General features: G+C 70.0%; 24 protein-coding genes. 10 read left to right on the top strand and 14 right to left on the bottom strand.

Translation table 11 applies throughout. The features are described from left to right. Positions 1 to 48 precede the first annotated feature (48 nt). Complete coding sequence (locus BLQ73_RS19795) at positions 49 to 516, bottom strand: ATP-binding protein (RefSeq protein ID WP_093172014.1); 468 nt, start codon at positions 514 to 516, stop codon at positions 49 to 51. Between the two features lie 213 nt (positions 517 to 729). On the opposite strand from BLQ73_RS19795, the gene BLQ73_RS19800 reads away from it, so the two are divergent. Continuing rightward, positions 730 to 1,203: an adenylyltransferase/cytidyltransferase family protein gene (locus BLQ73_RS19800; protein ID WP_245691214.1), complete on the top strand. Its 474-nt coding sequence runs from the start codon at positions 730 to 732 to the stop codon at positions 1,201 to 1,203. Between the two features lie 151 nt (positions 1,204 to 1,354). Continuing rightward, positions 1,355 to 2,326, top strand: a complete 972-nt coding sequence (locus tag BLQ73_RS19805) for a magnesium transporter CorA family protein (RefSeq protein ID WP_176955553.1) — start codon at positions 1,355 to 1,357, stop codon at positions 2,324 to 2,326. Between the two features lie 107 nt (positions 2,327 to 2,433). Here BLQ73_RS19805 and BLQ73_RS19810 read toward each other — a convergent pair whose 3' ends face one another. Beyond that, entirely contained in the window at positions 2,434 to 3,930 is a 1,497-nt protein-coding gene (locus BLQ73_RS19810) for an alpha/beta fold hydrolase (protein ID WP_176955554.1), read from the bottom strand. 324 nt (positions 3,931 to 4,254) lie between these two features. Between BLQ73_RS19810 and BLQ73_RS19815 the strand changes: the two genes are divergently transcribed. The 5 genes from BLQ73_RS19815 to BLQ73_RS19835 all read left to right on the top strand — a co-directional run bounded on the left by BLQ73_RS19815 (position 4,255) and on the right by BLQ73_RS19835 (position 7,975). Then, positions 4,255 to 4,665 carry a TOBE domain-containing protein gene (locus tag BLQ73_RS19815; protein WP_093172018.1) on the top strand — a complete coding sequence of 137 codons (411 nt, stop codon included), beginning with the start codon at positions 4,255 to 4,257 and terminating at the stop codon, positions 4,663 to 4,665. Positions 4,666 to 4,711: 46 nt separating this feature from the next. After that, entirely contained in the window at positions 4,712 to 5,461 is a 750-nt protein-coding gene (modA, locus tag BLQ73_RS19820; protein ID WP_093172094.1) for a molybdate ABC transporter substrate-binding protein, read from the top strand. A 4-nt stretch (positions 5,462 to 5,465) separates the two neighbouring features. Further along, positions 5,466 to 6,290: an ABC transporter permease gene (locus BLQ73_RS19825; RefSeq protein ID WP_093172021.1), complete on the top strand. Its 825-nt coding sequence runs from the start codon at positions 5,466 to 5,468 to the stop codon at positions 6,288 to 6,290. A gap of 23 nt (positions 6,291 to 6,313) precedes the next feature. Continuing rightward, complete coding sequence (locus BLQ73_RS19830; RefSeq protein WP_218125939.1) at positions 6,314 to 7,357, top strand: ABC transporter ATP-binding protein; 1,044 nt, start codon at positions 6,314 to 6,316, stop codon at positions 7,355 to 7,357. Positions 7,358 to 7,483: 126 nt separating this feature from the next. After that, a complete protein-coding gene (locus tag BLQ73_RS19835; RefSeq protein ID WP_093172025.1) occupies positions 7,484 to 7,975 on the top strand; it encodes an Lrp/AsnC family transcriptional regulator in 492 nt (163 codons plus the stop codon). Here the strand turns inward: BLQ73_RS19835 and BLQ73_RS19840 are convergent. The 3 genes from BLQ73_RS19840 to BLQ73_RS19850 all read right to left on the bottom strand — a co-directional run bounded on the left by BLQ73_RS19840 (position 7,932) and on the right by BLQ73_RS19850 (position 11,660). Next, positions 7,932 to 8,648, bottom strand: coding sequence for a hypothetical protein (locus BLQ73_RS19840; protein ID WP_093172027.1), 717 nt, complete (start codon positions 8,646 to 8,648; stop codon positions 7,932 to 7,934). The genes BLQ73_RS19835 and BLQ73_RS19840 overlap by 44 nt on opposite strands. 333 nt (positions 8,649 to 8,981) lie before the next feature. Further along, the gene (locus BLQ73_RS19845) at positions 8,982 to 9,335 is read right to left on the bottom strand and encodes an SseB family protein (RefSeq protein ID WP_093172030.1); all 354 of its coding nucleotides are present in this window, start codon (positions 9,333 to 9,335) and stop codon (positions 8,982 to 8,984) included. 291 nt (positions 9,336 to 9,626) lie between these two features. Beyond that, positions 9,627 to 11,660: an NsdA family TPR-like regulatory protein gene (locus BLQ73_RS19850; RefSeq protein ID WP_093172032.1), complete on the bottom strand. Its 2,034-nt coding sequence runs from the start codon at positions 11,658 to 11,660 to the stop codon at positions 9,627 to 9,629. A 298-nt stretch (positions 11,661 to 11,958) separates the two neighbouring features. Between BLQ73_RS19850 and BLQ73_RS19855 the strand changes: the two genes are divergently transcribed. Then, entirely contained in the window at positions 11,959 to 12,411 is a 453-nt protein-coding gene (locus BLQ73_RS19855; RefSeq protein WP_093172034.1) for a hypothetical protein, read from the top strand. Between the two features lie 265 nt (positions 12,412 to 12,676). Here BLQ73_RS19855 and BLQ73_RS19860 read toward each other — a convergent pair whose 3' ends face one another. From BLQ73_RS19860 to BLQ73_RS19895, 8 genes are all read right to left on the bottom strand, one after another. Beyond that, positions 12,677 to 14,491, bottom strand: coding sequence for an L-lactate permease (locus tag BLQ73_RS19860; RefSeq protein ID WP_176955555.1), 1,815 nt, complete (start codon positions 14,489 to 14,491; stop codon positions 12,677 to 12,679). A 122-nt stretch (positions 14,492 to 14,613) separates the two neighbouring features. Next, positions 14,614 to 16,428 (bottom strand): gamma-glutamyltransferase family protein, encoded by a 1,815-nt coding sequence (locus BLQ73_RS19865; RefSeq protein ID WP_093172038.1) that lies wholly within the window; start codon positions 16,426 to 16,428, stop codon positions 14,614 to 14,616. A 17-nt stretch (positions 16,429 to 16,445) separates the two neighbouring features. Beyond that, a complete protein-coding gene (locus BLQ73_RS19870; protein WP_093172040.1) occupies positions 16,446 to 17,783 on the bottom strand; it encodes an MFS transporter in 1,338 nt (445 codons plus the stop codon). Positions 17,784 to 17,871: 88 nt separating this feature from the next. Then, entirely contained in the window at positions 17,872 to 19,584 is a 1,713-nt protein-coding gene (locus BLQ73_RS19875; RefSeq protein WP_176955556.1) for an amidohydrolase, read from the bottom strand. 4 nt (positions 19,585 to 19,588) lie between these two features. Then, positions 19,589 to 20,911, bottom strand: a complete 1,323-nt coding sequence (locus BLQ73_RS19880; RefSeq protein WP_093172044.1) for an FAD-binding oxidoreductase — start codon at positions 20,909 to 20,911, stop codon at positions 19,589 to 19,591. Beyond that, on the bottom strand, positions 20,908 to 21,738 hold the full coding sequence (locus BLQ73_RS19885; RefSeq protein WP_093172046.1) for a fumarylacetoacetate hydrolase family protein: 831 nt from the start codon (positions 21,736 to 21,738) through the stop codon (positions 20,908 to 20,910). Before BLQ73_RS19885 ends, BLQ73_RS19880 begins: the two co-directional genes overlap by 4 nt. A 201-nt stretch (positions 21,739 to 21,939) precedes the next feature. Then, positions 21,940 to 22,434, bottom strand: coding sequence for a DoxX family protein (locus tag BLQ73_RS19890; RefSeq protein ID WP_093172048.1), 495 nt, complete (start codon positions 22,432 to 22,434; stop codon positions 21,940 to 21,942). Between the two features lie 40 nt (positions 22,435 to 22,474). Beyond that, positions 22,475 to 23,002, bottom strand: coding sequence for a VOC family protein (locus tag BLQ73_RS19895; RefSeq protein WP_093172050.1), 528 nt, complete (start codon positions 23,000 to 23,002; stop codon positions 22,475 to 22,477). Between the two features lie 135 nt (positions 23,003 to 23,137). Here BLQ73_RS19895 and BLQ73_RS19900 point away from each other — a divergent pair, with 135 nt between their 5' ends. Then, positions 23,138 to 23,530, top strand: a complete 393-nt coding sequence (locus BLQ73_RS19900; protein ID WP_093172052.1) for a RidA family protein — start codon at positions 23,138 to 23,140, stop codon at positions 23,528 to 23,530. Positions 23,531 to 23,585: 55 nt separating this feature from the next. Beyond that, the gene (locus BLQ73_RS19905) at positions 23,586 to 24,443 is read left to right on the top strand and encodes a carbon-nitrogen hydrolase family protein (RefSeq protein WP_176955557.1); all 858 of its coding nucleotides are present in this window, start codon (positions 23,586 to 23,588) and stop codon (positions 24,441 to 24,443) included. Between the two features lie 86 nt (positions 24,444 to 24,529). Here the strand turns inward: BLQ73_RS19905 and BLQ73_RS19910 are convergent, their stop codons facing one another. Beyond that, positions 24,530 to 25,318, bottom strand: a complete 789-nt coding sequence (locus BLQ73_RS19910) for an FCD domain-containing protein (RefSeq protein ID WP_093172056.1) — start codon at positions 25,316 to 25,318, stop codon at positions 24,530 to 24,532. Between the last annotated feature and the right edge of the window lies 1 nt (position 25,319).

A 25,319-nucleotide genomic window follows, 5' to 3' on the forward strand; every position in this document is an offset into this window, starting at 1 on the left:
CCCGCGCCCGCTGCCGGGGCTCCACGCCCCGGCCGCGCGGCGCGGGCCTCAGCGCGGCAGCGGCGTGAACCGCGCGCCGGCGTCCACGGCGGCCACCCCGACCAGGTTGAGCGCGAGCTCGAACCACACGGTGTTGGCGCCGTCCTCCCTGCTCAGCCCCCACCGGTCGGCCAGGGTGTCGACCAGCGGCAGCCCCCGCCCTCCCTGGTCGGTCAGACCCGGCCGGCAGGCGCAGGGCGGCGTGGCGGAACCCTCATCGCTGACGACGATCCGCACCCGGTCCGGCATCGTGGTCACGGTCAGAGTGAAAGCCCCGCCCTCCCCCGACTGGGAATGCAGGACGGCGTTCGTGGCCAGCTCGCTCGTGAGCAGCACTCCGTCGTCGTGCAGGGGATGGTCCCGTCCCAGCGCCGCCGTCACGAGCCGCCTGGCCCGTTGAACCTGCTCAGGCACCCCGGGTAAACGGATCACCCAGTCTTGCGCCCCCTCCGCTTCGCCGTACTCCGACATGTCCATGGCACCTCCGGCAGGCTGCTCCCCGTTCCATTCGCACAGATAAGGACGCCGGAACAGCCCATCGAGATGTCGCCAAAAGGTATGAATGCGATTCCGTTGGGGCACCCCAGGTCGGCGGCGGCGTAGCCCGGGTGCTCGTTCGGTCGGCGTGCAGCGCTAATCTGCGACGTGTCGGGTTGGCCAGGAACGTCGATGCCTCGGGGGTGACTGGGCGTGAACAGACTGGAGCCCCAGTGGATGCTGCCGTACGACCGGCCGGGGGCGGCGGTCGTGACGGGGGTGTTCGACATCCTGCACGTGGGGCACGTCAGGTTCCTCCGCGGGGTCCGCGAGCGGGGGCTGCCGCTGGTCATCGGGGTGGAGGACGACCCACGCGTGCGCGCCTGGAAGGGCCCGACCCGTCCCCTGCACAGCGCCGACGAGCGGGCCGAGGTGCTGGCGGCGCTGCGGTTCGTCGACGGTGTGTTCATCGTCACCGGTCCGCCCGAGCTGAACCTCCCCGACGACTACGTGACCCTGCTGGCCCCGCTGCGTCCGGGAGCGCTCGCCCACACCGTCGGCGACCCCCACGCCGCGGGCCGCGCCGCCGCCGCCCGCATCCTCGGCGCCGCCTCCTGGGAGCTCGCCGCCGTGCCGGGGCGGTCGACGACCCGCATCGTGGAGTCGGTCACAGGTCTCCAACTCTGATCGCCAACCCTGATCTCCGACTCTGGCGGCTGCTGCGTTTCCGCCGCCGTATCCCCTGATCAGCCCCACTGTCCGGTACGGCGGAGCCCCGATTCCCGTTGATTCGCGGAGATCATATGCTGCGCCCTCCGGCTTCACTACTCTGGCGTCCATGCCCCGCACACGGCTGTACCGCGACGGTGTTCTGATCTCCGAGGGCTTCCCGGTGGCCGACGTCTCCGACCACCTCGGCGACACCGGATGCGTCGTCTGGTTCGACCTCTGCTCCCCCACCCCGGCCGACCTCGGCGTCATCAGCGAGGAGCTGGGCCTGCACCATCTGGCCGTGGAGGATGTCCTCTACGACCACCAACGCCCCAAACTGGACACCTACGACAGCCATCTGTTCGCGACCGTCTACAACGTGGAGTTCGACAAGGAGTCCGGCGGCCTGCGCTCCACGGAGATCAACGTCTTCATCACCAAGAACGCGCTGGTCACAGTGCGCGAGAACGACCACTTCGACATCGACGAGCTGGTCCGGCGCTGGGACTCCTCGCGCGACCTCGCCAAGCACGGCGTCGTCTTCCTGCTGCACGGCCTGCTGGACTACGTGGTGGACGGCCACTTCGACGTCGTCCAGGCGTTGGACGAGCAGATCGAGGGCCTGGAGGACCAGCTCTTCGACGGCCTGCCGGGCAACCGGGCGCTGCAGCGCCGGATGTTCGAGCTGCGCAAGACCATGGTGCAGTTCCGCCGGTACGCCCTGCCGATGCGGGAAGTGGTCGGCAGCCTGCTCCGGCGGGACGTCGAGGTCGTCGATCCCGGCATGACGCCGTACTACCAGGACGTCTACGACCACGTGCTGCGGGTGACCGAGTGGACGGACTCCCTGCGCGACCTCGTCGGCAACATCAGGGAGACGCATCTCACGCTGCAGGGGTACAAGCTCAACGAGATCATGAAGAAGATCACGGCCTGGGCGGCGATCATCGCCGTACCGACGATGATCACCGGCTTCTACGGCCAGAACGTGCCCTACCCGGGCTTCGGCCAGCCCATCGGCTTCTGGATCTCGGCGGCCACCATGGCCACGGCGTCCTTCGTGCTCTTCGCCGTGTTCAAGAGGAAGGACTGGATCTAGAGAGCCGACCGTGCCGCAGCCGCCGCAGCCGCCACAACCGCCGCGGACCGACATCGGGCCTGTCCCGCCGCAGCGGGCTCCTGCCGTACGCGGTGCGCGGGGGGCGGTCACGGGGAGCAGGTGCGTGTCTCCGGCGGGCGGCCGTCGACGAGGTAGGCCGTGGCGGCGGCGTCGGCACACGGGATGCCGCCGCCGACGACCTGGGCACCTGTCTTCTTCACGATGAGCAGCGACGCGTTGAACCGCCTGGCGACCGCTTCGGCACCCGGCACCGGGGCATACCTGTCCATCTCCCCGTTGACGATGAGCGGCCGCACATGCCCGGCTCCACGCAGCGCCCCCAGCGGAGGGCTCGGCCGCGGCCAGGCACCGCATGTGACGAACTGCGAGGCCACCCCGGGCGTCTGAGGAAGCTCATCGCCGGAGGTCCGGTAGTCGTTGAGCACCCGCTCCACGGTCGCGCCCCAGGCGAAGTCCGCGCAGTAGACGCCGAGCAGCAGCGCGGTGCTCTCCGGCGAGGAGGTCGCGCTGCCGATGTCGGCCGGGATCCCGATCGCCGCCAGCCGCCGCAGCGCCTCCGGCCTGCCCACGCGCGCCTCGGAGACCGCGAACGAGAAACGCGACCAGTTCGCCGGGTCCAGGGAGACGGCCCAGGCGGCCTCAAGAAGGGTGCGGTAGGCGGGTTCCTCACCGGGAGCGGGGACACGCTCGATCTGGGCCACGGCCTTGGCCTCACCGATGGGGTCCTTGCTGGTGTAGCACTCCTGGGGATGCGTCTCGCACCACGGGGCGAAGCCCGCCAGGCTATGCCGCAGGTTCGATGTGATGACGTCGTTGAGGACGTCCCCGGTCGGCGCGTGCGTGGGCTGCGCGCGGGAGGAGAGCGTGTAGTCGACACCGGGGGTCGCGGTATCGACGGCCCCCGTGAGCAGGGCCGCTCGCACGCGGTTGGGATATGTCGCGATATATGCCTGGCCGATGATCGATCCGTATGAATGCATCCACAGCGTGACCTTCTCCTCGCCGAGCAGTCTGCGGATCTCGTCGACGTCGCGGGCCGTGGGCAGGCTGCCGAGTTCACCCGCCAGAGAGCCGATCTTCTGCCGACACTCCGAAACGTAGGTGCGGGCCGCGATGTCCAGCGCGGCGACATCGGGGGCATGCGTCAGGCTGGGCAGCTTCGCGAGCTCGGCGACCGCCCCGCCGGGCCTGCCGCAGTCGACCCGGTTGCTCTGCCCCACGCCGCGGGGGTCGAAGCCGACAATGTCGAACCGCGCCGCGATCTCCGGCGGCCACAGCGCGATGGGCGCATAGAGCCCCTGCGTCTCCGGCCCTCCCGGGTTGTAGATCAGCACGCCGATCCTGTTGTCGTGATCCGCCGCCGGGACGCGGGACACGGCCATGTCGATGCGCGGTCCCCGCGGGAACCGCCAGTCGACCGGCACGCTCACGGTGGCGCACTCCCGCACCGGCTGCCCCGTCACGCGGCACGGTGTCCACGTGAGACTTTCCGGCGCCTGCCGCGGCGGCGTCGCCCGTCCGCACGCGAACGCGCCGAGGAGCGCCGCGAGCGCAAGGCCCACACGCCAGTACGGCACAGCCATCGGCGACCCCCCGGAAATCGCACACACTCCGTCCCCATGCGCGTCCGGCCGCCGGCCGTACGAGCGCCTGCCCCCTCCGAGCGCCCCTGCCCGCATGGGCCGGCATCAACTCAGGCCGACCCCCACCGCCGGTTTCCCCGAAGCCCTCGCTCCCCCGGTGGCACGCGCTCCCTCACTCTCCTACCCATAGCTCTTCCCGTTGACCGCCCGGAACGGACCGTCCCACAAGAGCCGCATATACCAGGAATAGCGGGATAGTTTCGTGGCTTCTGCAAGGGCAATCCCGTGAAGCACCCGGATTTTGCGAGAGTAAAGTGATATCTCGTGACGACGTTTGGGATCAGTGAAGCCGCCGCGTTGCTCGGTGTCAGCGCCGACACCGTTCGCCGATGGGTGGACGCGGGCCGGCTCCCGGCCACGCGAGACGAACACGGCCACCGCAGGGTGTCCGGACCCGACCTCGCCGCCTTCGCCAGAGCCCAGGCCTCCGGCGACAACGGCACCGGGCAGTCTTCGGCACGCAACCGCTTCCGAGGCATCGTGACGGATGTGATTAAAGATGCCGTCATGGCCCAGGTGGAGATCGCGGCTGGACCGTTCCGCGTCGTGTCCCTCATGAGCCGGCAGGCAGCCGACGAACTCGGCCTCGCACCCGGCGTGGTCGCGACAGCGGTGATCAAGTCGACCAACGTCGTCGTGGAGATACCAGATCCCACCCGGGCCTCCGGCCAGTAAGGAGTTTTCCGTGCTCAGGCTCCTCCCCCGACGCGCTGCCGCCGCCATGGCGATCGCCGCCCTGACCGTGACCACGGCGGCCTGCGGAGGCTCCTCCCCCGACGCCTCTCCCTCCGCGGCGTCCACCAAGACCGTGACGGTCTTCGCCGCGGCCTCCCTCACCGGCACCTTCACCGAGATCGGCAAGGCATTCGAAGCAGGCAATCCAGGCACTGCCGTACGTTTCAACTTCGGCTCCAGTGCCACCCTCGCCCAGCAGATCGTCCAGGGAGCGCCCGCGGATGTGTTCGCAGCCGCGAGCCCCGCCACGATGAAGACCGTCACCGACGCCTCGCTGGCCGCCGCGCCCACGACGTTCACCCGCAACAAGCTGGAGATCGCCGTGCCGTCGGACAACCCCGCCAAGGTCAACGGCCTCGCCGACCTGGCGAAACCCGAGGTCAAGGTCGCGCTCTGCGCCGAGCAGGTGCCGTGCGGCGCCGCCGCCGTCAAGGCTCTGGAGGCCGCAGGGGTCAAGATCACCCCCGTCACTCTGGAGCAGGACGTCAAGGCCACCCTGACCAAGGTCGAACTCGGCGAAGTGGACGCGGCCCTCGTCTACCGCACCGACGTGATCGCCTCGGGCGGCAAGGTCAAGGGCATCCCCTTCCCCGAGGCCGACAAGGTCATCAACGACTATCCGATCGCGGCCTTGACCAAGGCCCCGAGCGGCGACCTCGCCCAGCGGTTCGTCGACCTCGTCGTGTCCAAGCAGGGCACCGACGTGCTCACCAAGGCCGGGTTCGAGGCCCCCTGATCGCATGACGCCATCCGCGACGTTCCATCGTTCCCGGCCTCGCCCCGCGGTGGGCCGGGCGCCTTGGGCACTCGTGATCCCCGCGGCGCTCGGTCTGGCCTTCCTCGTGCTCCCCCTGGCCGGGCTGCTGGTGCGGGCCCCGTGGTCGACCCTGCCGAGCAGGCTGGCCGAGCCCCACGTCCTCGAAGCGCTCAGGCTGTCCCTCGTCACCGCCACCATCGCCACGGCCATCTGCATCCTGCTGGGCGTCCCGCTCGCGTGGGTGCTCGCCCGCACCTCCTTCCCCGGGCGCCGCGTCGTCAGGGCGCTCGTCACCGTGCCCCTGGTGCTCCCGCCCGTCGTCGGCGGCGTCGCCCTGCTCCTCGTGCTCGGCCGCCGCGGCCTCGTCGGCCAGTGGCTGGACTCGACCTTCGGAATCACCCTGCCCTTCACCACGGCGGGCGTCGTCGTGGCCGAGGCGTTCGTGGCGATGCCGTTCCTCGTCATCAGCGTCGAGGGCGCGCTGCGCGCCGCGGACCCCCGCTACGACGAGGCGGCGGCCACGCTCGGCGCGGGGCGCTGGACCGTGTTCCGCAGGGTCACGCTGCCGCTCGTCGCCCCCGGCATCGCGGCGGGCGCCGTGCTCTGCTGGGCACGCGCCCTCGGCGAGTTCGGCGCGACCATCACCTTCGCCGGTAACTTCCCGGGCCAGACCCAGACCATGCCGCTCGCCGTCTACCTCGCCCTGGAAACCGAGCCCGAGGCGGCCATCGTCCTCAGCCTCGTGCTGCTCGCCGTGTCAGTGATCATCCTCGCCTCCCTTCGCGACAGGTGGGTGAACTCCCCGTGATCGACAAGGCAGGTGACCCGCTCGTGACCGACAGAACCGGCCTGAACGCCCACCTGGTCGTCGAACGCCCCGCTTTCCGGCTCGACCTCACCGTGGAGGTCGCGGATGGCGAGGTCGTGGCCCTGCTCGGCCCGAACGGCGCCGGCAAGACCACCGCCCTGCGCGCCCTGGCCGGGCTCACCGGCCTGACCGGGGGCGGCATCCTCCTCGGCGGGCGCGACCTCACCAGGGTTCCCGTCGAGCGCCGCGCGATCGGCATGGTCTTCCAGGACTACCTCCTCTTCCCTCACATGTCCGCCCTGGACAACGTCGCGTTCGGCCCCCGCTGCCAGGGCGCCTCGAAGGCGCAGGCACGCCGTACGGCACGGGCCTGGCTCGATCGCGTCGGCCTCGGCGAACACGCCGACGCACCACCGGGGCGCCTGTCCGGAGGACAGGCGCAGCGGGTCGCCCTCGCCCGTGCCCTGGCCGTCGAGCCGAGACTGCTCCTGCTCGACGAGCCCCTCGCCGCGCTCGACGCGCACACCCGTCTGACCGTCCGCGCCGAACTCCGGCGCCATCTGGCCGAGTTCGCCGGGGCCACCGTCATCGTCACCCACGACCCCCTCGACGCCATGGTGCTGGCGGACCGGCTCGTCGTCATCGAGGCCGGGTCCGTCGTGCAGTCGGGCACGGCGGCCGAGGTGGCCCGCCGTCCACGCACGGACTACGTCGCCAGGCTGGTCGGACTCAACCTCTACAGAGGTGAGGCGAGCGGCCATGCCGTGCAGGTCGGCGACATCGTGTTCAACGTCTCCGAACACCTCGCGGGGCCGGTCTTCGTCGCCTTTCCACCGACCGCGGTCTCCCTTTTCCGCTCACGGCCGGACGGAACCCCACGAAACCTGTGGGAAGCCCGCATCGACGGCATCGAACGGCACGGCGACAATGCCCGTGTCCATCTCGACGGCCCGATCCCGGCCTCCGCCGACATCACCCAAGCCGCTCTCGCCGAGTTGGACCTGCAGCCCGGCCGCCGGATCTGGGCGTCCGTGAAGGCCACCGAAACCCACGCGTATCCGGCTTAAGGCGCTCGCAGTCAAGAGAACGTCAGGATTCTCCGTGCGCCCGTGGTGGTCGCGTATCCATACCACCGCACGCTGAGCCCCCTCTCTAGCCTCAAACCAGGAAATCTTCCTCGAAGGGGCTGACCTGTGAAGCGCACCCGTACGGCGAGCGAACCCCCCTCACTACCGATCCTCGATGAGATCGACCGCCGTATCTTGAGCATCCTGATGCGCGACGGACGCACCAGGAATTGCGACCTCGCCAAGGATGTGCGGCTCGGCGACAGCGCCGTCGCCGCCAGGATCCGGCGGCTCAGCGACGCGGGCGTGCTCGCGGCCATTCGCGCTCATCTCAACCCCGCCGCGCTCGGCCGCCCCGTCGAAGCGGTGGTCCGCGTACGGCTCAAGCCCGGCACCGTGAGCGCCCACTTCGAAGAGCGGCTTCGCACGGTGCCGGCCGTCCTCGACGCCTTGGTGCTCGCCGGAGACGTCGACGCCGAAGTGCGAGTGGCCTGCCGGGACCTCGCCGACCTTGAGGACACCCTCGCGGCCCTCAGGCGGATAGGAGCCGACCACACCCACACCGACCTGGTGATCAGGAGCGTCGGCGAGCTCGGGGCGACGGTACTTTCGGATTGACCGCCGAGGCGGGCATATCCCGTGCCCGCCTCAGCGGAGGAACCCTTGACAGCCCCTGCATCCGCACGCGGGCCTCGGCCAGATCGCTGATCTCCATGCGCATGCCGGAGGTCTGCGTGCCCGAGATCTGCGTGCCCGAGCGTGCCATGTCGCCGGCTTCACCCTTCCTGATGGGTTTTCCTTCAGTCATGGATCTCGCCGTGCCGGCAGACACGGGACGCCGTGCGGAAGCAGCCGCGCCGTCCACGCCCTGGGCGGGGAGCGTCACGCCGGAAGGCCCCGGCACCCCACGCAGCCGATGGGTAGGCCCCTCGCGCGGCCGGAGCATCGCCGCCACGGCCGTTCCGCCCAGGGCCGTGACGACGAAGAGCACCAGGCGCGCCGCGTCGTCGGTGGACAGGGACAGCTCCCCGGCGTCGTTGACCAGGAACCCCGTGGTGAACATCCACGCGATCACGCCGGTCCCCAGTGAGGCCCCGATCCGCACGCCGCTCAGCGCGAAGCCCGCCACGGCCATCGCCATGATGAGCACGCGACCGGCCAGATCCCCCTGGGAGAACACCAGAGAGGCGAGCGCCGTCGCCATCACCACGACGGTGAAGCCTGCGGCCAAAGGAAGCCCGACAGGCGTTCCGCTCCCCTGAGGGCGGAACCCTCCGACCATCATCTCCACTGCCTTTCCCTAGAGGATTCGCTGCTTCTCGCCACCTCCCACGCCGCCCATGCCTCATGCATGTCGATCGGGCCGGTCGAGCACGTCGACTTGAGGGCTCGGCCTCGGCACCGGGATCATTCGCAGGTCACGATGGCGATATAGAGTGAGAAGATTCCTTCTTTTCCATCGAACTACTCAGAAGCACCGGCGGATGCTTCTCTTGCGTGTTCCTGACACGCTTACCTTGGATATTTACGCAATTGATACACCTGAGAGCACCTACGGCTCCGCCGTCCCGGATCTGTTTTAGACGGTGCCCCGATGTCCTTCCCACCGACGTTCGTCACCTGATCAACGGACCATCGACCTATTCCCGCACCGGGGCGCCGGTGCGCCTCGGCCTCGCTCACGGGCGGGCCTCCACCCGCCCGCCTCACATATCCCGCGGTCGCCCTCCGCCGCACCGGTCGGGTCGACGATGATCTCCACGGTTCCGAGCCCGCCGACCATCGCCCGTAGTGCGGGAACGCTGAGCCGCACACTCTCCTGGCGCTCCCCGAACACCCCGACCAGCCGCTCCCGCGACGTGAACCCCACGACGGTCCGCTGTCCGGCAGCAGTGCGGAAGTATCGCAGGGCGACCGTCCCTCCCCCACCCCGCACCGGCACGAGCAACGCCCCTTCACCCTCACCGTCGTGGATCACCGAGACCTCCGCGTCTTGCGCCGGCCCATTCGCCGGACGACTGAAACGCTAAGCCTCACGGCACAACTCGGCCGCCTCCACGACGGAATCCTGACACCCCTCCCGCGCCCTTTGACACATCCTTGACGCCAACCTCGCAGGTACGGCGAAAACCATATTCACATTGACAAGGATAAGGTTCTGAACATGTTCAGAACCACGTCCGCGAAATAGAATCACATTTCATTTCTCCGCGGACATTACAGACGTGCTGATCGTGGTCTTCGCGGGGCTTCCCTCGTGTGCTGTGGTCTATGAAGTGATGCAGTCGAAGGCCGTGGCGAAGGCATCGGCTAAGGCTTGGTCGGTGGACCACGCGGCTCGGCGGAGCGGTAGCAGGGTCTCCCGCACACGTGAAGACAGCACGGTTCCGCCGAGCGGAGGCAGGACTCGCATGCCCTCCTGGAAGGCGGCGCGTTCGTCACCCATGGTGAGCAGCACCGAGGCGAGCATGGCACGGGCCCACAGGCGGTCACGTGCACCGGCGGACAGGTCGTCGGCGGCAGCCCTGAGCCGGTCGGCCGCTGTGGCGAGGCGCCCCAGCGCCAGAGCGCCCACGCCTTGCGCGGTGGAGAAGTCACCGGTGTTCAGGGAGTCCGCCCAGTGCGGATCGTCCTCGTGGGGTCCCCGCTCGAACTCGCGGATCGCCCGGGCCATCGCCTCCCGATGTTCTTCGGCGTGGCCGAGCGCGGCGCGAGCCAGTGCCTCGTGGAGTGCCAGCATGGCGTAGACACGGGGCGTGGCCCAGTGGCGGGCAGACTCGTAGGCCATGTCGAGGACGCGGAGCGCTTCGCGCCCGCCTGAGGGTTGATCGCCGCCAGGTCGGCTCGACCGGGCGGCGGAGGCCAGGGCCGCCTGCACGAGCAGCCGGGTGTCGCCGGCCTGCGTCGCGTAGAGGCACGCCTCGCCGTAGAGCGTGCCCGCGAGCTCGCCCATGGCGGCGTCGAAGGCCAGCCGTCCCGCACAGATGCTGAGCTCCCCGGAGACGGAGAGCAGCCGCCTGCCCACCGTTTCGGAGAAGTCGGCCTCGTCCAGCATGCGCCTGGCACGCGCCAGCAGGCTGAGCGCCGACCCGACCAGGAGGGCGCCGCCGATCACCTGGTCTTGCGCGTAGAGCCGCTCCACACACGTCTGCAAATAGGCCACATGCGCGGCATTGACGCGTGCGGGCACCACCACCCCCACCCCATACGGCAAGGCGTTCACGTGGACTTGCCGGACATTGGCCAGCATGCCCGCCGACCAGGTCAGCCCCATGGGACCGTGCGGTCCGGCGGTGCGGGAGCGGCCGGGGCCGACGTCTCCCATGCCCCCAGATGAATCATCAGGGGGTTTGGCGTCGGCGGCGGCGCGGATGGGGCGCGGTGGAAACGGCGGTTGGCGCGGGCGGGGATGGCCGGGTCTCGACGGGCAGGCCGTGCCGCCTGGCCGGGAAGCTCCCGGGGGCTTGGCGATGGGCGGCGAGCCGAAGGGCCGGAGCGGGGCGGGCGGGAACGGGCCGCGCCGCGCACGCCCGGCGTCGTCCGCCTGAGGCGGCGGAGGCGTGCAGGTGGCGGCGTCACGTGGATCGTCGCGGTCGGCCGGTGGAGCGGCGGCACTGTGGGGAACCTGTGGAGCGGCGGCACTGTGGGGACCCTGTGGAGCGGCGGCACTGTGGGGAACCTGTGGAGCGGCGGCACTGTGGGGAGCGGCGGCACTGTGGGGAGCGGGCCGGGCGGCGTGGATGGACGCCCCCTCCACAAGGTCGAGGTGGTGTGCCGGGTGTCCCCCGCCGGTCACCGGAACCTCCGTCGTGCATGCGGACGTGTCCGCATGCACGATGGGATGCGCCTGGTCTCCGGAACCACGGGGAAGCGCTCCGGACACGTGGACGGACGCGCCCGACGCGTCGCCGGCCGCGGCCTGTGGCACCGGGGCGCCGGTCAGCAGCGGCGTGAGCGCGTGGCGCGGCATGTCGATCGCGTCGGCGAAGCGGAGCAGCTCCCGCAGGTCGAACAGCGTGTCGCGTTCGCCGCTCTCGACCCTGGCCACCGAGCTCTGCGACCAGCCGATCAGGCTCGCGAACTCAAGCTGGCTCATGTTGAGCGCACCGCGCACCAGGGCGAGGAAGCCGCTCAGGTTGTGCGCGGCCAGAGCCTCTCGGACGGGAGCGCAGTCCCACAACCAGGAGGGAGCCGCGCCCGAGATCTCCTTGACCGACCTTTCGCACGATGCACAGACCGGCCCGCTCCCGTATCGGCTCAGCCGTGTCCTCCCGCAGCCGGGGCACAGGCGTGTCTCGTTCATGGGGTCCCCCTTTGTTCTCCACCCGACAGGGCTGTCCTTCACCCGACGAGGCGGAGAACAAGGTAGGGCTCGGGACCGACAAGATTCGATGCCGATGTGTCATCGGTCGCCTGCGTTGAGTGATGACACATCGGCGTTTCGCAGGCGAGCACGATCGAGGAGGCTCTGGAGCCGATATCCGTCGAGCACCGCTCATCGGAATCGCGGATCCGCACACCCACCTGTCCGGTCGCTCACGCCGTCCAGGTGGGTGTGCCCTCCGTGCCGAAGTGGCGGGCTCGTTCCCAGGGAGGTGCACATGTCCACTCCGGATCTCGCGGCGGAGGCGCTGAGAAACGCGCTCGCCGAGGTCGGCGTGTTCACGCTCGCAAGCGACGTCCACGCCCAACGCGGGGGCTTCATCACCATCGGGGTGGCTCCGGGAATGCTCGTATGGTGCGGCACCGAGTCATACCGCTGGATCAGCGCCACCAACACCTGGCGGGTCCACCCGATCGACGACCCCGACGGAGCGGCCCGCCTCCTCGCCGACCACATCGAGGCGGACCCGGTCTTCGATCTCCGGGCCCGGTTCCCCGACTGGACGATCCTCCGTGTCTCCGGCACCGATCGCCTCTGCGCCGCCCCCGCGGCGGCCGGCCTCGCCACCGCACCGGCCGTCAGCGCGGCCTCCATCGACGAGCTCGCGGCCCGGCTCCTGAAAGTCGAGGCCGAGCACCGCCACGACCCGCCCCACCCCCCGCTGCCGTAACCACATCCGCGACGAAGCCGACGAAGCATCAGGACACCGCACCCCGCCCCCGGACCGTCCGCGCGGGACTCGCCCTCGCCTCCCACCCGACCGCGAGGCACACCTCGCACGCGACCCCGGGGCTCGCGTACACCAGACCGCGGGGCTCTCCCGGCACCCGCACGTGTCCAGCGGACCCGGCCGACGGGAGGGCGGTCCCGTCAAAAAGGCCGCCCCATGGCCGTGGACTCACGGCCATGGGGCGGAAACGGGCACGCCTCTCGCACTACGGAGAGGCCAGATACACCAAGAGCGTGGTCAGCGCGGCGGTCACCACCAGCAGCACCCAGGACACCGCGATCGCCTTCCGGAAGACACGCCCGGTCAGCGTGCGGTCGTTGAGCGACACGGCGCCGATCGTCGTGGTGACGGGGGCGAGCGAGTTGCCGATGTTGCCACCGGCGAGCTGGGAGGCCAGCAACGCGGCCGGGCTGGCGCCGATCTGGCCGGCGACGTCCCGCTGGAGCGAGGCGAACAGCGCGTTGGACGAGGTGGTCGACCCGGTGAGGAACGCGCCAAGGCACCCGATGAGGGGAGCGGCCAGCGGATAGAGGGGGCCGATGGCCTCGGCCACGCCGACCGCCACCATTCTCACCATTCCGGTGTCGGTCATGAGGTTGGCGACCGCGGTCAACGCCAGCACCGACCCCGCGGACTTCCATGACTGCTTGCGCCAGGCCCGGACGGTGGGCCTGAGAGCCCCGCGCGGCCAGATCCCCCGGATACGCCAGACGAGAAGCCCGAGGAGCGCAGCGATGACTATGTAGGTCGCGGGGTGCCCCAGCAGGGCGATCGGCGTGTAGGTGTCGACCGGCGCGTTGACCAGCCCGTACTCCGTCTGGGTGGCGGGGAACGACGGGCCGAGCAGCAGGTTGTTCTTGACCCACTCACGCGAGGGCCCCGGCACATACACGGCGAGCGCCAGCAGGAAGAGCAACGCATACGGCAGGAAGACCATGACGGCTCGCGCCGACGTGGCCTCCACGTCGGTTCCGGCGCTCCCGCCGCCTCCCTCCGGTGCCGCCTCGCCCTTTCCACCGCCGCCGGCACCGCCACCACCACCGGCGCCACCACCACTGGCGGCGGCGCCACCGGCACTGCCACCGGTGGCGACCGCGACCCGGCCCTTGGCCTCTCCCGACGCGAGGTGCTCGGCGGCACCCGCCGGCTGCCCGGCGCCCGCCGCAGGGACAGGTTCCGCCGACACCGCGGCGGCCTGCCTGCGCCGTTCGGCCCTGGTGAGCAGGCGGAGCAGGGCGACACCCACGAGTCCGGCCGCGCCGGCCGCCAGGGAACCGATGGCCGGTTCCGCGCGGACGGCGAAGAACTGGGCGCCGACCATCAGGGGGCCGCAGAGGGCCAGCACTCGCCAGGCACGCGCCAAACCGCGCAGGCCGCCGTACATCAGGGCGACCAGCACTCCGGCGATCAGCGCGTTGACGCCGAGCAGCAGCGAACTGTCGGCCGCGTATTCCGCGGTCTGCGCACCGTCGAGCGACGCCGTGAAGGCCCCCATGTAGAAGGAGGAGCCCATCGATCCGAACCCGACCGACCAGTGGTAGCCGACCAGCGGCAGAGCGACGGCCAGGACAGGGCGCACACCCATCGTGACGAGCAGTGGAGCGGCCACCGCGATGGGCACGCCGAATCCCGCGACACCTTGCACGAGCGACGCGAAGATCCAGGCGACGACGAGGACGTTCTCAACGTCCCGCGGCAGGATGCGGCGGAGCACACCGCCTGATCGTTCCAACCCCATGCGGGTCGTGCAGTGGTGCAGGAACAGCGCCGCCACGACCACGCACAGGATCCAGACGCCGACCCACAGTCCCTTACCGACGCCGACGAGCAGGGCCTGCGGCCCCGCCCCGAAGAACACCGCGGCGAGGACGACGGCGGTGCCGAGGGTGACCAGGCCGTTCACGGCGGTGGACCACCGGCCCCAGATCACCAGCGCCAGCAGTACGACGATAGGGGCCACGGCGATGAGCCAGTGCCCCAGGTGCACGGCGGGCAGACCATCGGCCAACCCAGTGTTCACAGATGCTCTCCAACTTTCCGAAACCACCCGCACATTGCGGTGGCGAAGGGCGTCACGTCACCCCCGCCCACCCGCGGCCGTGGTAACGGCGCAGCGGAGGACGGGGGTGGCGTGGAATCAGGTCACCGCCCGGTGGCGTAGGCGAGGCCGTCGCGGGGGTCGGCGGCGGCGTGGACGAAGCCGGTCTCGGGGTCGCGCCCGACGGCGCACATCCGGCTGAGCGTCCAGGCGGCGGCCTCCACGATCTCGTGGCCGCGGGCGCGCAGCTCGTCGAGCACCTCGGCGCCCAGGCTGACCTCGGCGTGCACTTGGCCGGGGGCCGCGGCGCGCGGGTAGAACGACGAGGGGAAGTGCGCCGTGTGGAACGTCGGGGCGTCGATGGCCGCCTGCAGCCCCATCCCGGCGACGAGACGGTTGAGCAGGAACATGAGCTGCCACTGGTCCTGCTGGTCTCCGCCGGGCGACCCGAAGGCCAGCACGGGCTCGCCGTCGCGCACCACGAGGCTGGGCGAGAGCGTGGTCCGGGGACGCTTGCCGGGGGTGAGGGTGGTGGGAAGGCCCTCTTCCAGCCAGGTCATCTGGAGCCGGGTGCCGAGGGGCAGCCCCAGCGAGGGGATGATCGGCGAGGCGTGGAGCCATCCGCCGCTCGGCATGGCGGCGACGATGTTGCCCCACCGGTCGACGGCGTCGACGTGGACGGTGTCGCCGTCGATGGGTCCTGTCCTCTGGCGGGCGGCCTGGGAGGGTTCGCCGACGCTGGCTCCGAGCCCGCTTGTTCCGGCCCGCGCCTCGGAGCCGCCTCCGGCGATCGCCCGCTTCCACGCCTCTTCGATGAAGGCGGGGAGTTTGGGCTGCCGGCCGTCGAGCGCGCCGGGGCGCAGCTCGTAGGAGGCGGTGTCGCCGATGAGGGCCCTCCTCGCCGCCGAGTAGTCGGCGGCGAGGAGGCCGGTGATGTCGGCGCCGTCGCCGTACCACGCTTCGCGGTCGGCGAAGGCGAGTTTGGCGGCTTCGATGACGGTGTGCACGTAGTCGGCGGTGCCGGGCTTGAGGTCGAGCGGTTCCAGGAGTGCGAGCTGCTGGAGCAGCGCCGGTCCCTGGCTCCACGGCCCGGCCTTGTAGACGGTGTGGCCGCGGAAGTCGACGTGCAGCGGATCCTCGTAGGCGGGGCGCCACGCGGCCATGTCGGCCCCGGTGAGGACGCCGGCGTGAGCCGAGCCGGAGGAGTCGTGCCAGGGCAGGCGGGCGAAGGCGTCGACGGCTTCGGCGACGAAGCCTTCGCTCCAGGCGGTGATGGCCGCGTCGATCTGGGCTTCACGGCCGGCGCCGCCGTGCTCGCCCTCGGTGATCAGCCTGAGGAAGGTCGCGGCGAGTGTGGGGTTGGTGAACCGCTCGCCGGCCTTGGGGGCCCGGCCGCCGGGCAGATAGAGCGCGGCGGAGGTGGGCCAGTGGTCGCGGAACAGCTCGGCGACGGCGGTGATGGTCTCCGCGGCGGCGGGGCTGAGGGGGAAGCCGCGTACGGCGTAGCCCATCGCTGGGGAGAGCACCTCCCGGAGCGTCATGGTGCCGTGGTCGCGCAGGAGGGTGAGCAGGGCGGGGGTCGCGCCCGGGATGGGCGCGGCCAGGGGGCCGGAGCCGGGCACGAGGTCGAGCCCGAGTGACCGGTAGTGGGCGGATGTGGCGCCCGCCGGGGCGGGGCCCTGACCGCACAGGACGCGCGGTGTCTTGTCGTCGGCGCGGGCGAAGATGATGGGCACATCACCCGCCGGCCCGTTCTGGTGGGGTTCGACCACTTGGAGGGTGAACGCGGTCGTGACCGCCGCGTCGAAGGCGTTGCCTCCGGCTTCAAGGGCCGCCATTCCCGTCGCGGTCGCCAGCCAGTGGCTGGACGAGACCGCGCCGAAAGTACCGGTCAGTTCGGGCCGGGTGGTGAAGGACATGACATCTCCACTACGGGTTAGGCCGCTTGCGGGGCTTTCGCGGCCTGGGGGTCTTCTGCGAGGCTGCGGCGGTGGGTCTCAGCGAGTCCGAGGAAGGACAGCAGGCTGATCACCGACACGCCGACCATATAAACAGTGATCAAGGTGGAGGTTTCGTTCACCTCGTAGAGGGTGGCGGCGATCGTGGGCGCGATCGCGCCACCGAGCAGCGCTCCCACCTGGTAGCCGAGCGTCACGCCACTGTAACGCACGCTGGTGCCGAACAGCTCGGAGAACAGGGCCGCCTGCGGCCCGAACAGGGTGCCGGTGATGCCATTCATCACCGTGATAGCCAGGAGGATGAGCCAGGTGTTGCCCGTGTCCATGAGGGGGAAGAAGACCGCCGACCAGATCACGAGGGCGATGGAGGCCGCGATGGAGACGGTGCGGCGCCCGATGCGGTCGGACACGATCGCGGAGACCACCATGGCCGTCGCCATGACCGCCATGCTGGCCAGGATGGACATCAGGATCTGCTGACGCGGCAGCTTGAGCACCGAGGTGGCGTAGGTGAGCAGGTAGACGATGACGATATAGCCGACGCCGCTGTTGGCGATGTACGTGCCGGCCGCCAGCGTCACTTCCTTCGGGTAGCGGCGAAGCACCGTGATCACCGGCAGCCGTCGGTCCCGCTCCTCCTGCTGCTTCTTCTGCGCCTGCTCGAAGAGCGGGCTCTCCTCGACGCTGAGGCGCACCCACAGTCCGACGAACACCAGCAGGACGCTCGCCAGGAACGGCACGCGCCAGCCCCACGAGTTGAACACGTCGTTGGTGGTGACCTGGTCCAAGATGAGGAAGGCGGCGTTGGACAGCACCAGTCCGGCGGGGATGCCGAGGGAGATGAAGCTGCCGTAGAGGCCGCGCTTGTTGCTGGGGGCGTGCTCGACGGCCATGAGCGCCGCGCCGCCCCACTCCCCACCGAGGCCGACGCCTTGGAGGAACCTCAAGGTGACGAGCAGGATCGGCGCCCAGACTCCGATGTGCTCGTAGGTCGGGAGCAGGCCGATGGCGAACGTCGAGCCGCCCATCAGAAGCAGCGACCACACGAGCACGGACTTGCGGCCGAGGCGGTCTCCGAAGTGGCCGAAGATGATGCCGCCGACCGGCCTGGCGATGAAGCCGACGGCGAACGTGGCGAAGGAGGCCAGAGTGGCCACGAACGGCGACATGGCGGTGAAGAACTGCGGGCCGAACACCAGCGCGGCGGCCAGGCCGTACAGGTAGAAGTCGTACCACTCAATGGTGGTCCCGGCCATGCAGGCGGCCGCGATGCGGCGAAGATTGGTTGGGCGTTTCGCGATTGCGGCGTCGGCCATCGGGGGCCTCATCTCTTCAGTACCGAGCTTGTAGGGAGGTGGAACGGAACCCCCGGCGGGGTCGGATTCGGGAACGGCGGCGGCGCGGTCAGGCGCGCAGGCGGCCGGAGTCGTGCACGATGCGCCCGCCGAGCATGGTCAGAGCGACCTCGGTGCCGGGCAGCGCGTCGACGGAGGTGGTGAGGGGGTCGCGGTCGACGACGATCAGGTCGGCGTGGGAGCCGGGAGCCAGGGTGCCGATGCCGTCGAAGCGGAGGATGCGCCCGCCGGAGCGGGTCCACATGTCCAGGGCCTGGGTACGGCTGACGCCGTGGCCCGGCGAGGTGTGAACACGTCCGCTCGCCACGAAGTACGGTTCCTCGGCGATCGCGATCTGCTCGAAGGGGTTCTTGGGCCCCCAGTCGCTGCCGCAGCCGACGGTGAGACCGGTGTCGATCAGCCGCTTGATCGGGACGAGATCGCGCCAGACGTGCTTGCCCATGCGTTCGCCGTACACCTCGCCCTTGGCCCAGCCGAAGCCGGGGCAGGTGGTGAGGTCGAAGCCGAGGTTCTGGTACCGGCGGGCCTGCGGCCCGTTGATCAGCGCCGCGTGCTGGATGATCCATCCGCGCCGCCGTACCTCGTCGGCGAACTCGGGCGCCTCCAGGATGGAGAGGATCACGTCGTGGTCGCCGTAGCCGCCGGCCAGGAAGTTGGCGCGGATGCCGCGGTCGAGGCAGTAGGCGGCGAAGGTGCGGATCTTCTCCTCGGAGATGAACGCCGTGCCCTTGGTGGGCCGTCCGAAGGGGTCGGAGTACGGCTCCGGCGCCATCATGTGGCCGGGCCACGCCGGCCCGCCGGAGGCGGACAGGGTGAGGCCGAACACGCGGAGCATGTCGTCGCCGTCGCCGAGTTCCTTGGTCAGGCTCTCCAGGGTCGCCTGGAATTCCGGCATGCTCTTCGGCTGGAAGGGCGGCCGGGCGCACATCTCGACCTCCATGGAGATCGCGACCCGGGTGGTGAGCTCTCCGGCGGCGTGGAGAGCGCGGTAGGCGTCGAGGAATTCGAACGTCACGTTGTGCGGTTCGTAGACCGTGGTGACGCCGCGCCGGTTGTAGGTGGCCATGGCGTCGCGGGTGACGCCGGGCAGGTCGACGGCGGGACGCGGAAGCTGGGTGAGGATCTGCGTCCAGAACGGGTCGTAGTTGTAGATCTGGTTGACCGCGCCGCGGAGGATGCCGGTGAGGGACCCTGTGTGGTCCTTGTCGAGGGTGACGTCGCAGACCTGGTCGGGGATGAAGTCGGTGAGTCCGACGGCGCGCAGTCCTGCGGTGTTGAACACGCACACGTTGGGGGTGACCGGCGCCCATGCCTGGATGAGGACGGGGTGGTCGGTGGTGGCCCGGTCCAGGATGTGCCGGTCGGGCAGGACGCCTTCGGCGAGGTCGCGGTAGGACCTGCGCAGGAAGTAGAACGGTTCGCCGACGGGGGTCGTCATGATCCACGTGCCGGGCGGGACGGTCTTGGCTCGTGCGGCGATGCGGGCCACGATGTCGTCGTGGTCGACGGCGTCGGTAAGGTCGACCAGCGGGGTGATCTGCCCGGCGTGCTGCATCATGTGCGGGTGGATGTCGATCAGGCCGGGCATCACCGACAGGCCGTCGAGGCTGATCTCGCGGCCTTCGCCCAGTTGGGCCCGGAGCGTCGCGCGGTCTCCGGTCGCGGCGACCTTCCCGTCGCGCAGGAGGATCGCCTCGCTCGGCTTTCCTCCGTCAAAGGTGTGGACCGTTCCATTGTGCAGCAGGATCGGTTCGCTCGACATAGTGCTAAACCTCCACGACATGGCCGAATCTGAGCAGGCCCTGCGGGTCGTAGACCCGCTTCAGAGCGGCCAGCCGCCCGTACGTTTCCGCAGTGTATGCACGCCTCGGGTCGCCCTGGCCGCAGAAGTTGAGCAGCGTGCCACCGGTGTGGCTCGCGGCGACGGCGTTGGCGACGGCCGCTCCCGCGGTCGCCGTGTACTCGGGGAGCCCGACGGACAGCAGGCAGAATTCGGCGTCCCGCCCGCCGACGGCGTTCGGGATCTGGGGTTCCCGGGCCGCGGCTCCGCCGAGATGGCGGATCTCCACCAGGTCGAGCGGCAGCTCGACGTCAGGGCCCGCGGCGGCGAGCAGGTCGCCCACGGGCAAGTCGCGCAGCAGCACGCAGTACTCGCCGAAGTCCAGCGGATTCGGAGGGTCGTTGTGGATGGCGCCGACCTCGGTGTAGGGGCGTTCGCGCAGCTCGTCGAGGAGGACCGTGCCCATGCGGCGCAGCGGCGCGACCAGGGCGGCCCCCTCCTCGGCGCTGCCCAGGTGGGCCATGCGCAGGTGGACGACGACCCGTCCGCGGATCTGCTCGGGCAGCCCCGGCGCGTCGGGGAGACGCAGGATCGCGATGGACGAGGTCGTCTCATCCGGCAGTCCGGTCACCCAGTCGCGGTAGGCGTGGAGCAGGTCCTCGGCCGACTCGCCGGCGAAGTAGACGCCACCGGCGTAGAACCGGGCGACGGGCACCAGGCCGATGACCATCGAGGTGACGATCGCGAGGTTGCCCTTGCCGCCGCGCAGCCCCCAGAACAGGTCCGGCTCGCGCTCGGGGTCCACCGTGCGCGTGACGCCGTCCGGGGTGACCACTTCGAAGGAGCGCACATGGTCGGCTGCGTAGCCGTACTTGCGCGACATCGGACCGAGTCCTCCGCCGAGGGTGAACCCGATGGCCCCGACGCCGGGGAACGACCCGTTGAGTGGGGCCAGGCCGTACGGCGTGGTGGCCTTGATCACCTCGCCCCAGGTCGCTCCCGCCTCGATCCGCGCGGTGCGCGCGCCCGGGTCGACGGTGACCGCGCGCATGCCCCGGGTGCTGACCAGCAGCGCCCCGGCGACGTCGGCGGTCAGCCCGTGGCCGGTGGCCTGTACGGCGACGCCGAGTCCCCGTTCGCGGGCGTGGCCGAATGCCGCGGCCACGTCGTCAGGGCAGGTCGCGCGGACCGCGAGGTCCGGGGCGAGGGTGAAGGCGGTGTTGTACGCGAGGGTCTCGGCTGCGAGGCCGGGGTCGCCGGCCCGCAGCACAGAGCCGCGGAGCCGGCGCGCTAAGGCCTCGGCCGTCATGGCCTGGCCGCCGCGTCGGTGACGGGGTTGCGCAGCACCCCGATCCCTTCGATCTCCACCTCGATGACGTCACCGGGGGTGAGGAGCTTGGGAGGGGTGCGGGTGAAGCCGACACCGGAGGGCGTGCCGGTGGCGACGACGTCGCCGGGGCGCAGCGACGAGGTCTGCGAGATGTAGGAGAGGATCCGGCTGACCGAGAAGATCATGTCGGAGGTGTTGCCGTCCTGCATCAGCTCGCCGTTGACCTTGGCCGTGAGCCTCTTGCCGTTGGGCGACTCCATTTCGTCGGCGGTGACCACCACCGGACCGATCGGGCCGCTGCGGTCGGGGTTCTTGCCGAGCGTCCACTGCGTGGTGTCGAACTGCCGGTCGCGGGCGCTGATGTCATTGAAGACGGTGTAGCCGAGCACGCCGGCCATGGCCTTGTCGCCGTCGACGTCGGTGAGCGTCTCGCCGACGATCACGGCGAGCTCGACCTCCCAGTCGAGGCCCTTCTCGATGGCGGGGACGGGGATCGACTCGCCGTCGCAGACCAGCGTCGACGCCCAGCGGCCGAAGACCGTGGGGTAGTCGGGGACCTGGGCGTTGGCCTCCTCGGCGTGGGCGAGGTAGTTCAGTCCGACGCAGAAGACCCTGGTGGTCTCGGGAACGGGCGGGACCTGGGTGAGTCCGGCGACCGGCACGGAGGCGCCGCTGGGGGCCTCGGCGAGGTAGCGGGAGGAATCCGCGTAGAAATCGTCGATCGGCGCGATCGGTACGACCGTGTCGTCATCCTGTAGGGCGCCGACGTAGCGGACGTTCCCCTGGAGGAACCCGATGAGTTTCATTCGTTCTCCTTGGACGTTGTCCCGCCGGTGGCGGGGAGAGGGTGGTCCGGGCAGGCGGTATCGGCCTTGTGGGACGCGTGGTGGGACGCGATGCGGTGGTCGCGTCGGACCGAAGGGGCCCGGACGGCCCTACGGGTCAGTGGGCCGGTACGCCGGTGGCGCACGGGCAGTGCGCGGGCTGCCCGTGCCAGGAACCGCTGATCAGGCGGGCCGGTGGCGGAGCGATCGCAGCACCGGAACGGCCGCCGCCACGAGGGCGAGCACGACCGCACCAGGCCCGACAGCCGCGGGCCACGGAGGCAGAAGCACCGCGTCCAGCGACCAGGCGCCCGGACCGGCGAGCGCGACCGCGGCACAGACAGCGGCGAGGAACAGGGGATATTCGCCGCCGCCCAGAGTGTTCCAGACGGTTCCAGCCTTGATCACCATCGAGATGCCCGCCACGAGCATCGTGCCGATGGCCATCGCAGCCGCGAGCGGCGTGAGGAACCCGGCGAGCAGCAGCACGCCGGCGGCCAGCTCGCACAGGGCCGCGAGAACCGTCATGGCCCAGCCCGGCCGGTGACCGAGGGACTCGAAGAACACGGCGCTCGCCGAAAGCCCCGGACCCCGGAACCAGCCCAGCGACTTCTGAGCCGCATGACAGATGAGAATGACTCCGAGCACAAGGCGGAGGAGGGCAAGCGCAGCATCCATCGTGGTTCTCCTCGGAAAGGACGGTACAGCGGTCGCGCGACTACTTGTCGACGTCGATGCCCTCAAGCAGGCGCGTGTCGACGTAGCCGGTCTTGCCGTACTTCTCGACCGAGGCGCGGACCTGCTCGACGAGCTCCTCGGCGGGGCGCGTGAGGTCAAGCCCCTCCAGGAAGCCCTGCTTGGCCTCAAGGCCCGTGGGCCAGTAGACCTCGCAGCGGTTGCCGTCCGGGTCGTAGAAGTAGACGCCGATGGCGTTGCCGTGAGTAACGGTGTACTCGATCTTCACGTCGTTCTCGACGAAGCGGCGGTAGAAGCCGAGCACGTCCTCCAGCGTGGAGCAGCGGAACGAGATCTGCTGCAGCCAGAGCTCGCCGTCACCGACGGTGCGCCCGCCGCAGAGGAGAACCTCGTGGTGCTCGATCTCGGGACGGGAGCTCAGGAAGATCATCCCGTGCTCGCGGTCGTCGTCGGTGATCTGGAGCCCGAGGACATCCTTGTAGAAGGCCAGGGAACGTTCCATGTCGCGGACGTGGATCCCGACGTGCGCGAGGCGTTCGATGGTCGGCATGTCACCCCTATACGTTCTATTGATTAGGTTCGATTAGGATCGACCTGGCCGAACCCCCTTGTCAAGGGGATGCGGCACCTGTTTTGGTTATACCTGTTTCATCATGTTCACCTTCGCTTGTCCAGGAGGACACACATGGCGCGCGAACTTTCCAACCCGGCCGACCTGCACCCCGCCACCACCTACAGCCACCTGGCCATCGCCCAGGGCCAGACGCTCGTGTTCGTCGCGGGCCAGGTCCCCTTCGACAAGGACCGCCAGATCGTGGGCGGCGACAATCTGCGCGAGCAGACCCTCGCGGCCATGGCCAACGTGCACACCGCGCTGAAGGCCGCGGGCTGCGACTGGGACAACGTCGTGCGCAGGACGATCTACACGACCCTGCCCCACTCCCTGGAGGAGATCACCACGGCGGTAAGGGACGCGACGGGCGGCGCGGCCAACCCGCCTCAGTCGATCGTAGGCGTGAGCGGGCTGGCGCTTCCCGGCCTGCTGATCGAGGTCGAGTGCACCGCCGTACGGGACTGATCGACACGGGACTGATCGACTTCGTGGTCAACGGCTATTGATGGGATCTAGTGAGATGTCGCAGAGTCTGACCGTTTCGTGCGTCCAGCTCAACGTGCACGACAACGACCGCGAGGGCACCGTCCGGCGATGCCTCGACCTGGTCGACCGCGCGGCGGAGCAGGGCGCGAAACTGGTCGTGATCCCGGAGATGTGGAACGGTATAGGGTTCGCGGTGCCGGAGGGCGAGGACATCGCCGAACCGGTGCCCGGCCCGTCCACCGATCTGCTCGCCGAACGCGCCAGGCGCCACGGGCTCTACATCGTCGGCTCGCTGTACGCCACGGCACAGGACGGCTCCCGCGTGAATCTGGCGCCGGTGATCGGTCCGGAGGGAACGGTCCTCGGCTCCTACGCCAAAAGCCACCTGTTCGACGCGCCGGGACGGGTCGACATCCCGGTCGGCGTCAGGGAGTCGGACCGGGTGAGGGCTGGCAGCGACCTGCCGGTCATCCCGACCGAGTTCGGCCCGCTCGGCGTGGCGATCTGCGCGGACCTGCGGTTCCCCGAGGTCTTCCGGACGCTCGCCCTGCGCGGAGCGCGGATCATCGTCCTGCCCTCCGCGTTCCTGAGCCCGCGTATGGACCACTGGGAGTTCTTCATGCGCGCCCGCGCGACGGAGAACCAGGTCTACATGGTCGCCGCCAACCAGAGTGGCACCGAACCGGTGAGCGGTCTCACCTTCGTCGGCCGGTCCATGGTCGTGGACCCGTGGGGCACCGTGGTCGCCACGGCCTCGGACGGCGACTGCGTGGTGACGACACACCTCGACCTGGGGCTGATCGACCTCACCCGTGAGCGCTTTCCGCTGCTGGCGCAGCGGCGGCCCGAGCTGTACGGCGAGCTCGTGTCACGCGCCACCGCGACGGGATGAGCACAACGAGGCGCCGCCCGTCCGACGATCTCGGACGGGCGGCGCTTCAACGACGTGCGGCCTCCGGCCGGCCTCTAGTCGACCCTCTAGTCGACCTCGGCGGCGATCGGCGCGCCGGACCGGTAGTCGAGCGTGTGCGCGCGGGCGGCGAGCTCGGCCTGGTCGGGGTCGCCGGAGATGATCGCCTGGACCAGGTCGACGTGCAGGTGCAGCCGGTGCTGCTTGTAGACGGCGTGCTCGTGGGGGCTCAGATCATGGGAGACGGCCAGCGCCTGGTCCTGGATGAACTGCGCCAGACCAATGTAAATCGTTTGCAGGACTTTGTTGGCGACGATCTGGGCGATGCGCTCGTGCAACCGCCAGTTGGCGCGGAGGAAGCGCTCCGGGTCGGCGACGGCGTCGGACATCGCGTCGAGCAGCACCCGCAGGTCGGCGATGTCCCGTGCGCTCCGGTGCCTGGCCGCGTCGGCGGCCACCAGCGGTTCCAGGCTGTCTCTGACCGCGACGGCGTCGGCCACCGTGACCGGCTCGCTGTGCACGGCCAGCAGGGTCTGCCCCAGCCGGACCACCGGGTCGGTCGGCGCCACGAAAAGTCCGCCTCCAGGCCCAGGACGCACAACGACGCGGCCCTGCGACTGGAGCAGACGCACCGCCTCGCTCACGGTAGCCCGGGCGAGCCCGGTGTCCTGGCGAAGTTCGTCTTTGGTGGCGATGCGGTCGCCCGGCATCAGCCGACGACTCACGATCATTTCCTCTACGTGCCGTGCGAGTGCTTCCGCCTTGGGGACCCCGACTGCCAATGCCATGTAACCAGTATAACCATCACATTCTCTCATTACCTCTTGACAGCCCAAACTGGCCTGACCGATGCTCATT

The organism is Sinosporangium album (genome assembly GCF_900100605.1).
In the GTDB taxonomy this organism is placed as follows: domain Bacteria; phylum Actinomycetota; class Actinomycetes; order Streptosporangiales; family Streptosporangiaceae; genus Sinosporangium; species Sinosporangium album.

Excerpts from the sequence above, each read along its gene's own strand:
- BLQ73_RS19795 (WP_093172014.1), bottom strand. The coding sequence starts at position 516 with ATGGACATGTCGGAGTACGGCGAAGCGGAGGGGGCGCAAGACTGGGTG.
- BLQ73_RS19805 (WP_176955553.1), top strand. The coding sequence starts at position 1,355 with ATGCCCCGCACACGGCTGTACCGCGACGGTGTTCTGATCTCCGAGGGC.
- BLQ73_RS19810 (WP_176955554.1), bottom strand. The coding sequence starts at position 3,930 with ATGGCTGTGCCGTACTGGCGTGTGGGCCTTGCGCTCGCGGCGCTCCTC.
- modA (WP_093172094.1), top strand. The coding sequence starts at position 4,712 with ATGGCGATCGCCGCCCTGACCGTGACCACGGCGGCCTGCGGAGGCTCC.
- BLQ73_RS19825 (WP_093172021.1), top strand. The coding sequence starts at position 5,466 with ATGACGCCATCCGCGACGTTCCATCGTTCCCGGCCTCGCCCCGCGGTG.
- BLQ73_RS19850 (WP_093172032.1), bottom strand. The coding sequence starts at position 11,660 with ATGAACGAGACACGCCTGTGCCCCGGCTGCGGGAGGACACGGCTGAGC.
- BLQ73_RS19855 (WP_093172034.1), top strand. The coding sequence starts at position 11,959 with ATGTCCACTCCGGATCTCGCGGCGGAGGCGCTGAGAAACGCGCTCGCC.
- BLQ73_RS19865 (WP_093172038.1), bottom strand. The coding sequence starts at position 16,428 with ATGTCCTTCACCACCCGGCCCGAACTGACCGGTACTTTCGGCGCGGTC.
- BLQ73_RS19870 (WP_093172040.1), bottom strand. The coding sequence starts at position 17,783 with ATGGCCGACGCCGCAATCGCGAAACGCCCAACCAATCTTCGCCGCATC.
- BLQ73_RS19875 (WP_176955556.1), bottom strand. The coding sequence starts at position 19,584 with ATGTCGAGCGAACCGATCCTGCTGCACAATGGAACGGTCCACACCTTT.
- BLQ73_RS19880 (WP_093172044.1), bottom strand. The coding sequence starts at position 20,911 with ATGACGGCCGAGGCCTTAGCGCGCCGGCTCCGCGGCTCTGTGCTGCGG.
- BLQ73_RS19885 (WP_093172046.1), bottom strand. The coding sequence starts at position 21,738 with ATGAAACTCATCGGGTTCCTCCAGGGGAACGTCCGCTACGTCGGCGCC.
- BLQ73_RS19890 (WP_093172048.1), bottom strand. The coding sequence starts at position 22,434 with ATGGATGCTGCGCTTGCCCTCCTCCGCCTTGTGCTCGGAGTCATTCTC.
- BLQ73_RS19895 (WP_093172050.1), bottom strand. The coding sequence starts at position 23,002 with ATGCCGACCATCGAACGCCTCGCGCACGTCGGGATCCACGTCCGCGAC.
- BLQ73_RS19900 (WP_093172052.1), top strand. The coding sequence starts at position 23,138 with ATGGCGCGCGAACTTTCCAACCCGGCCGACCTGCACCCCGCCACCACC.
- BLQ73_RS19905 (WP_176955557.1), top strand. The coding sequence starts at position 23,586 with ATGTCGCAGAGTCTGACCGTTTCGTGCGTCCAGCTCAACGTGCACGAC.
- BLQ73_RS19910 (WP_093172056.1), bottom strand. The coding sequence starts at position 25,318 with ATGAGCATCGGTCAGGCCAGTTTGGGCTGTCAAGAGGTAATGAGAGAA.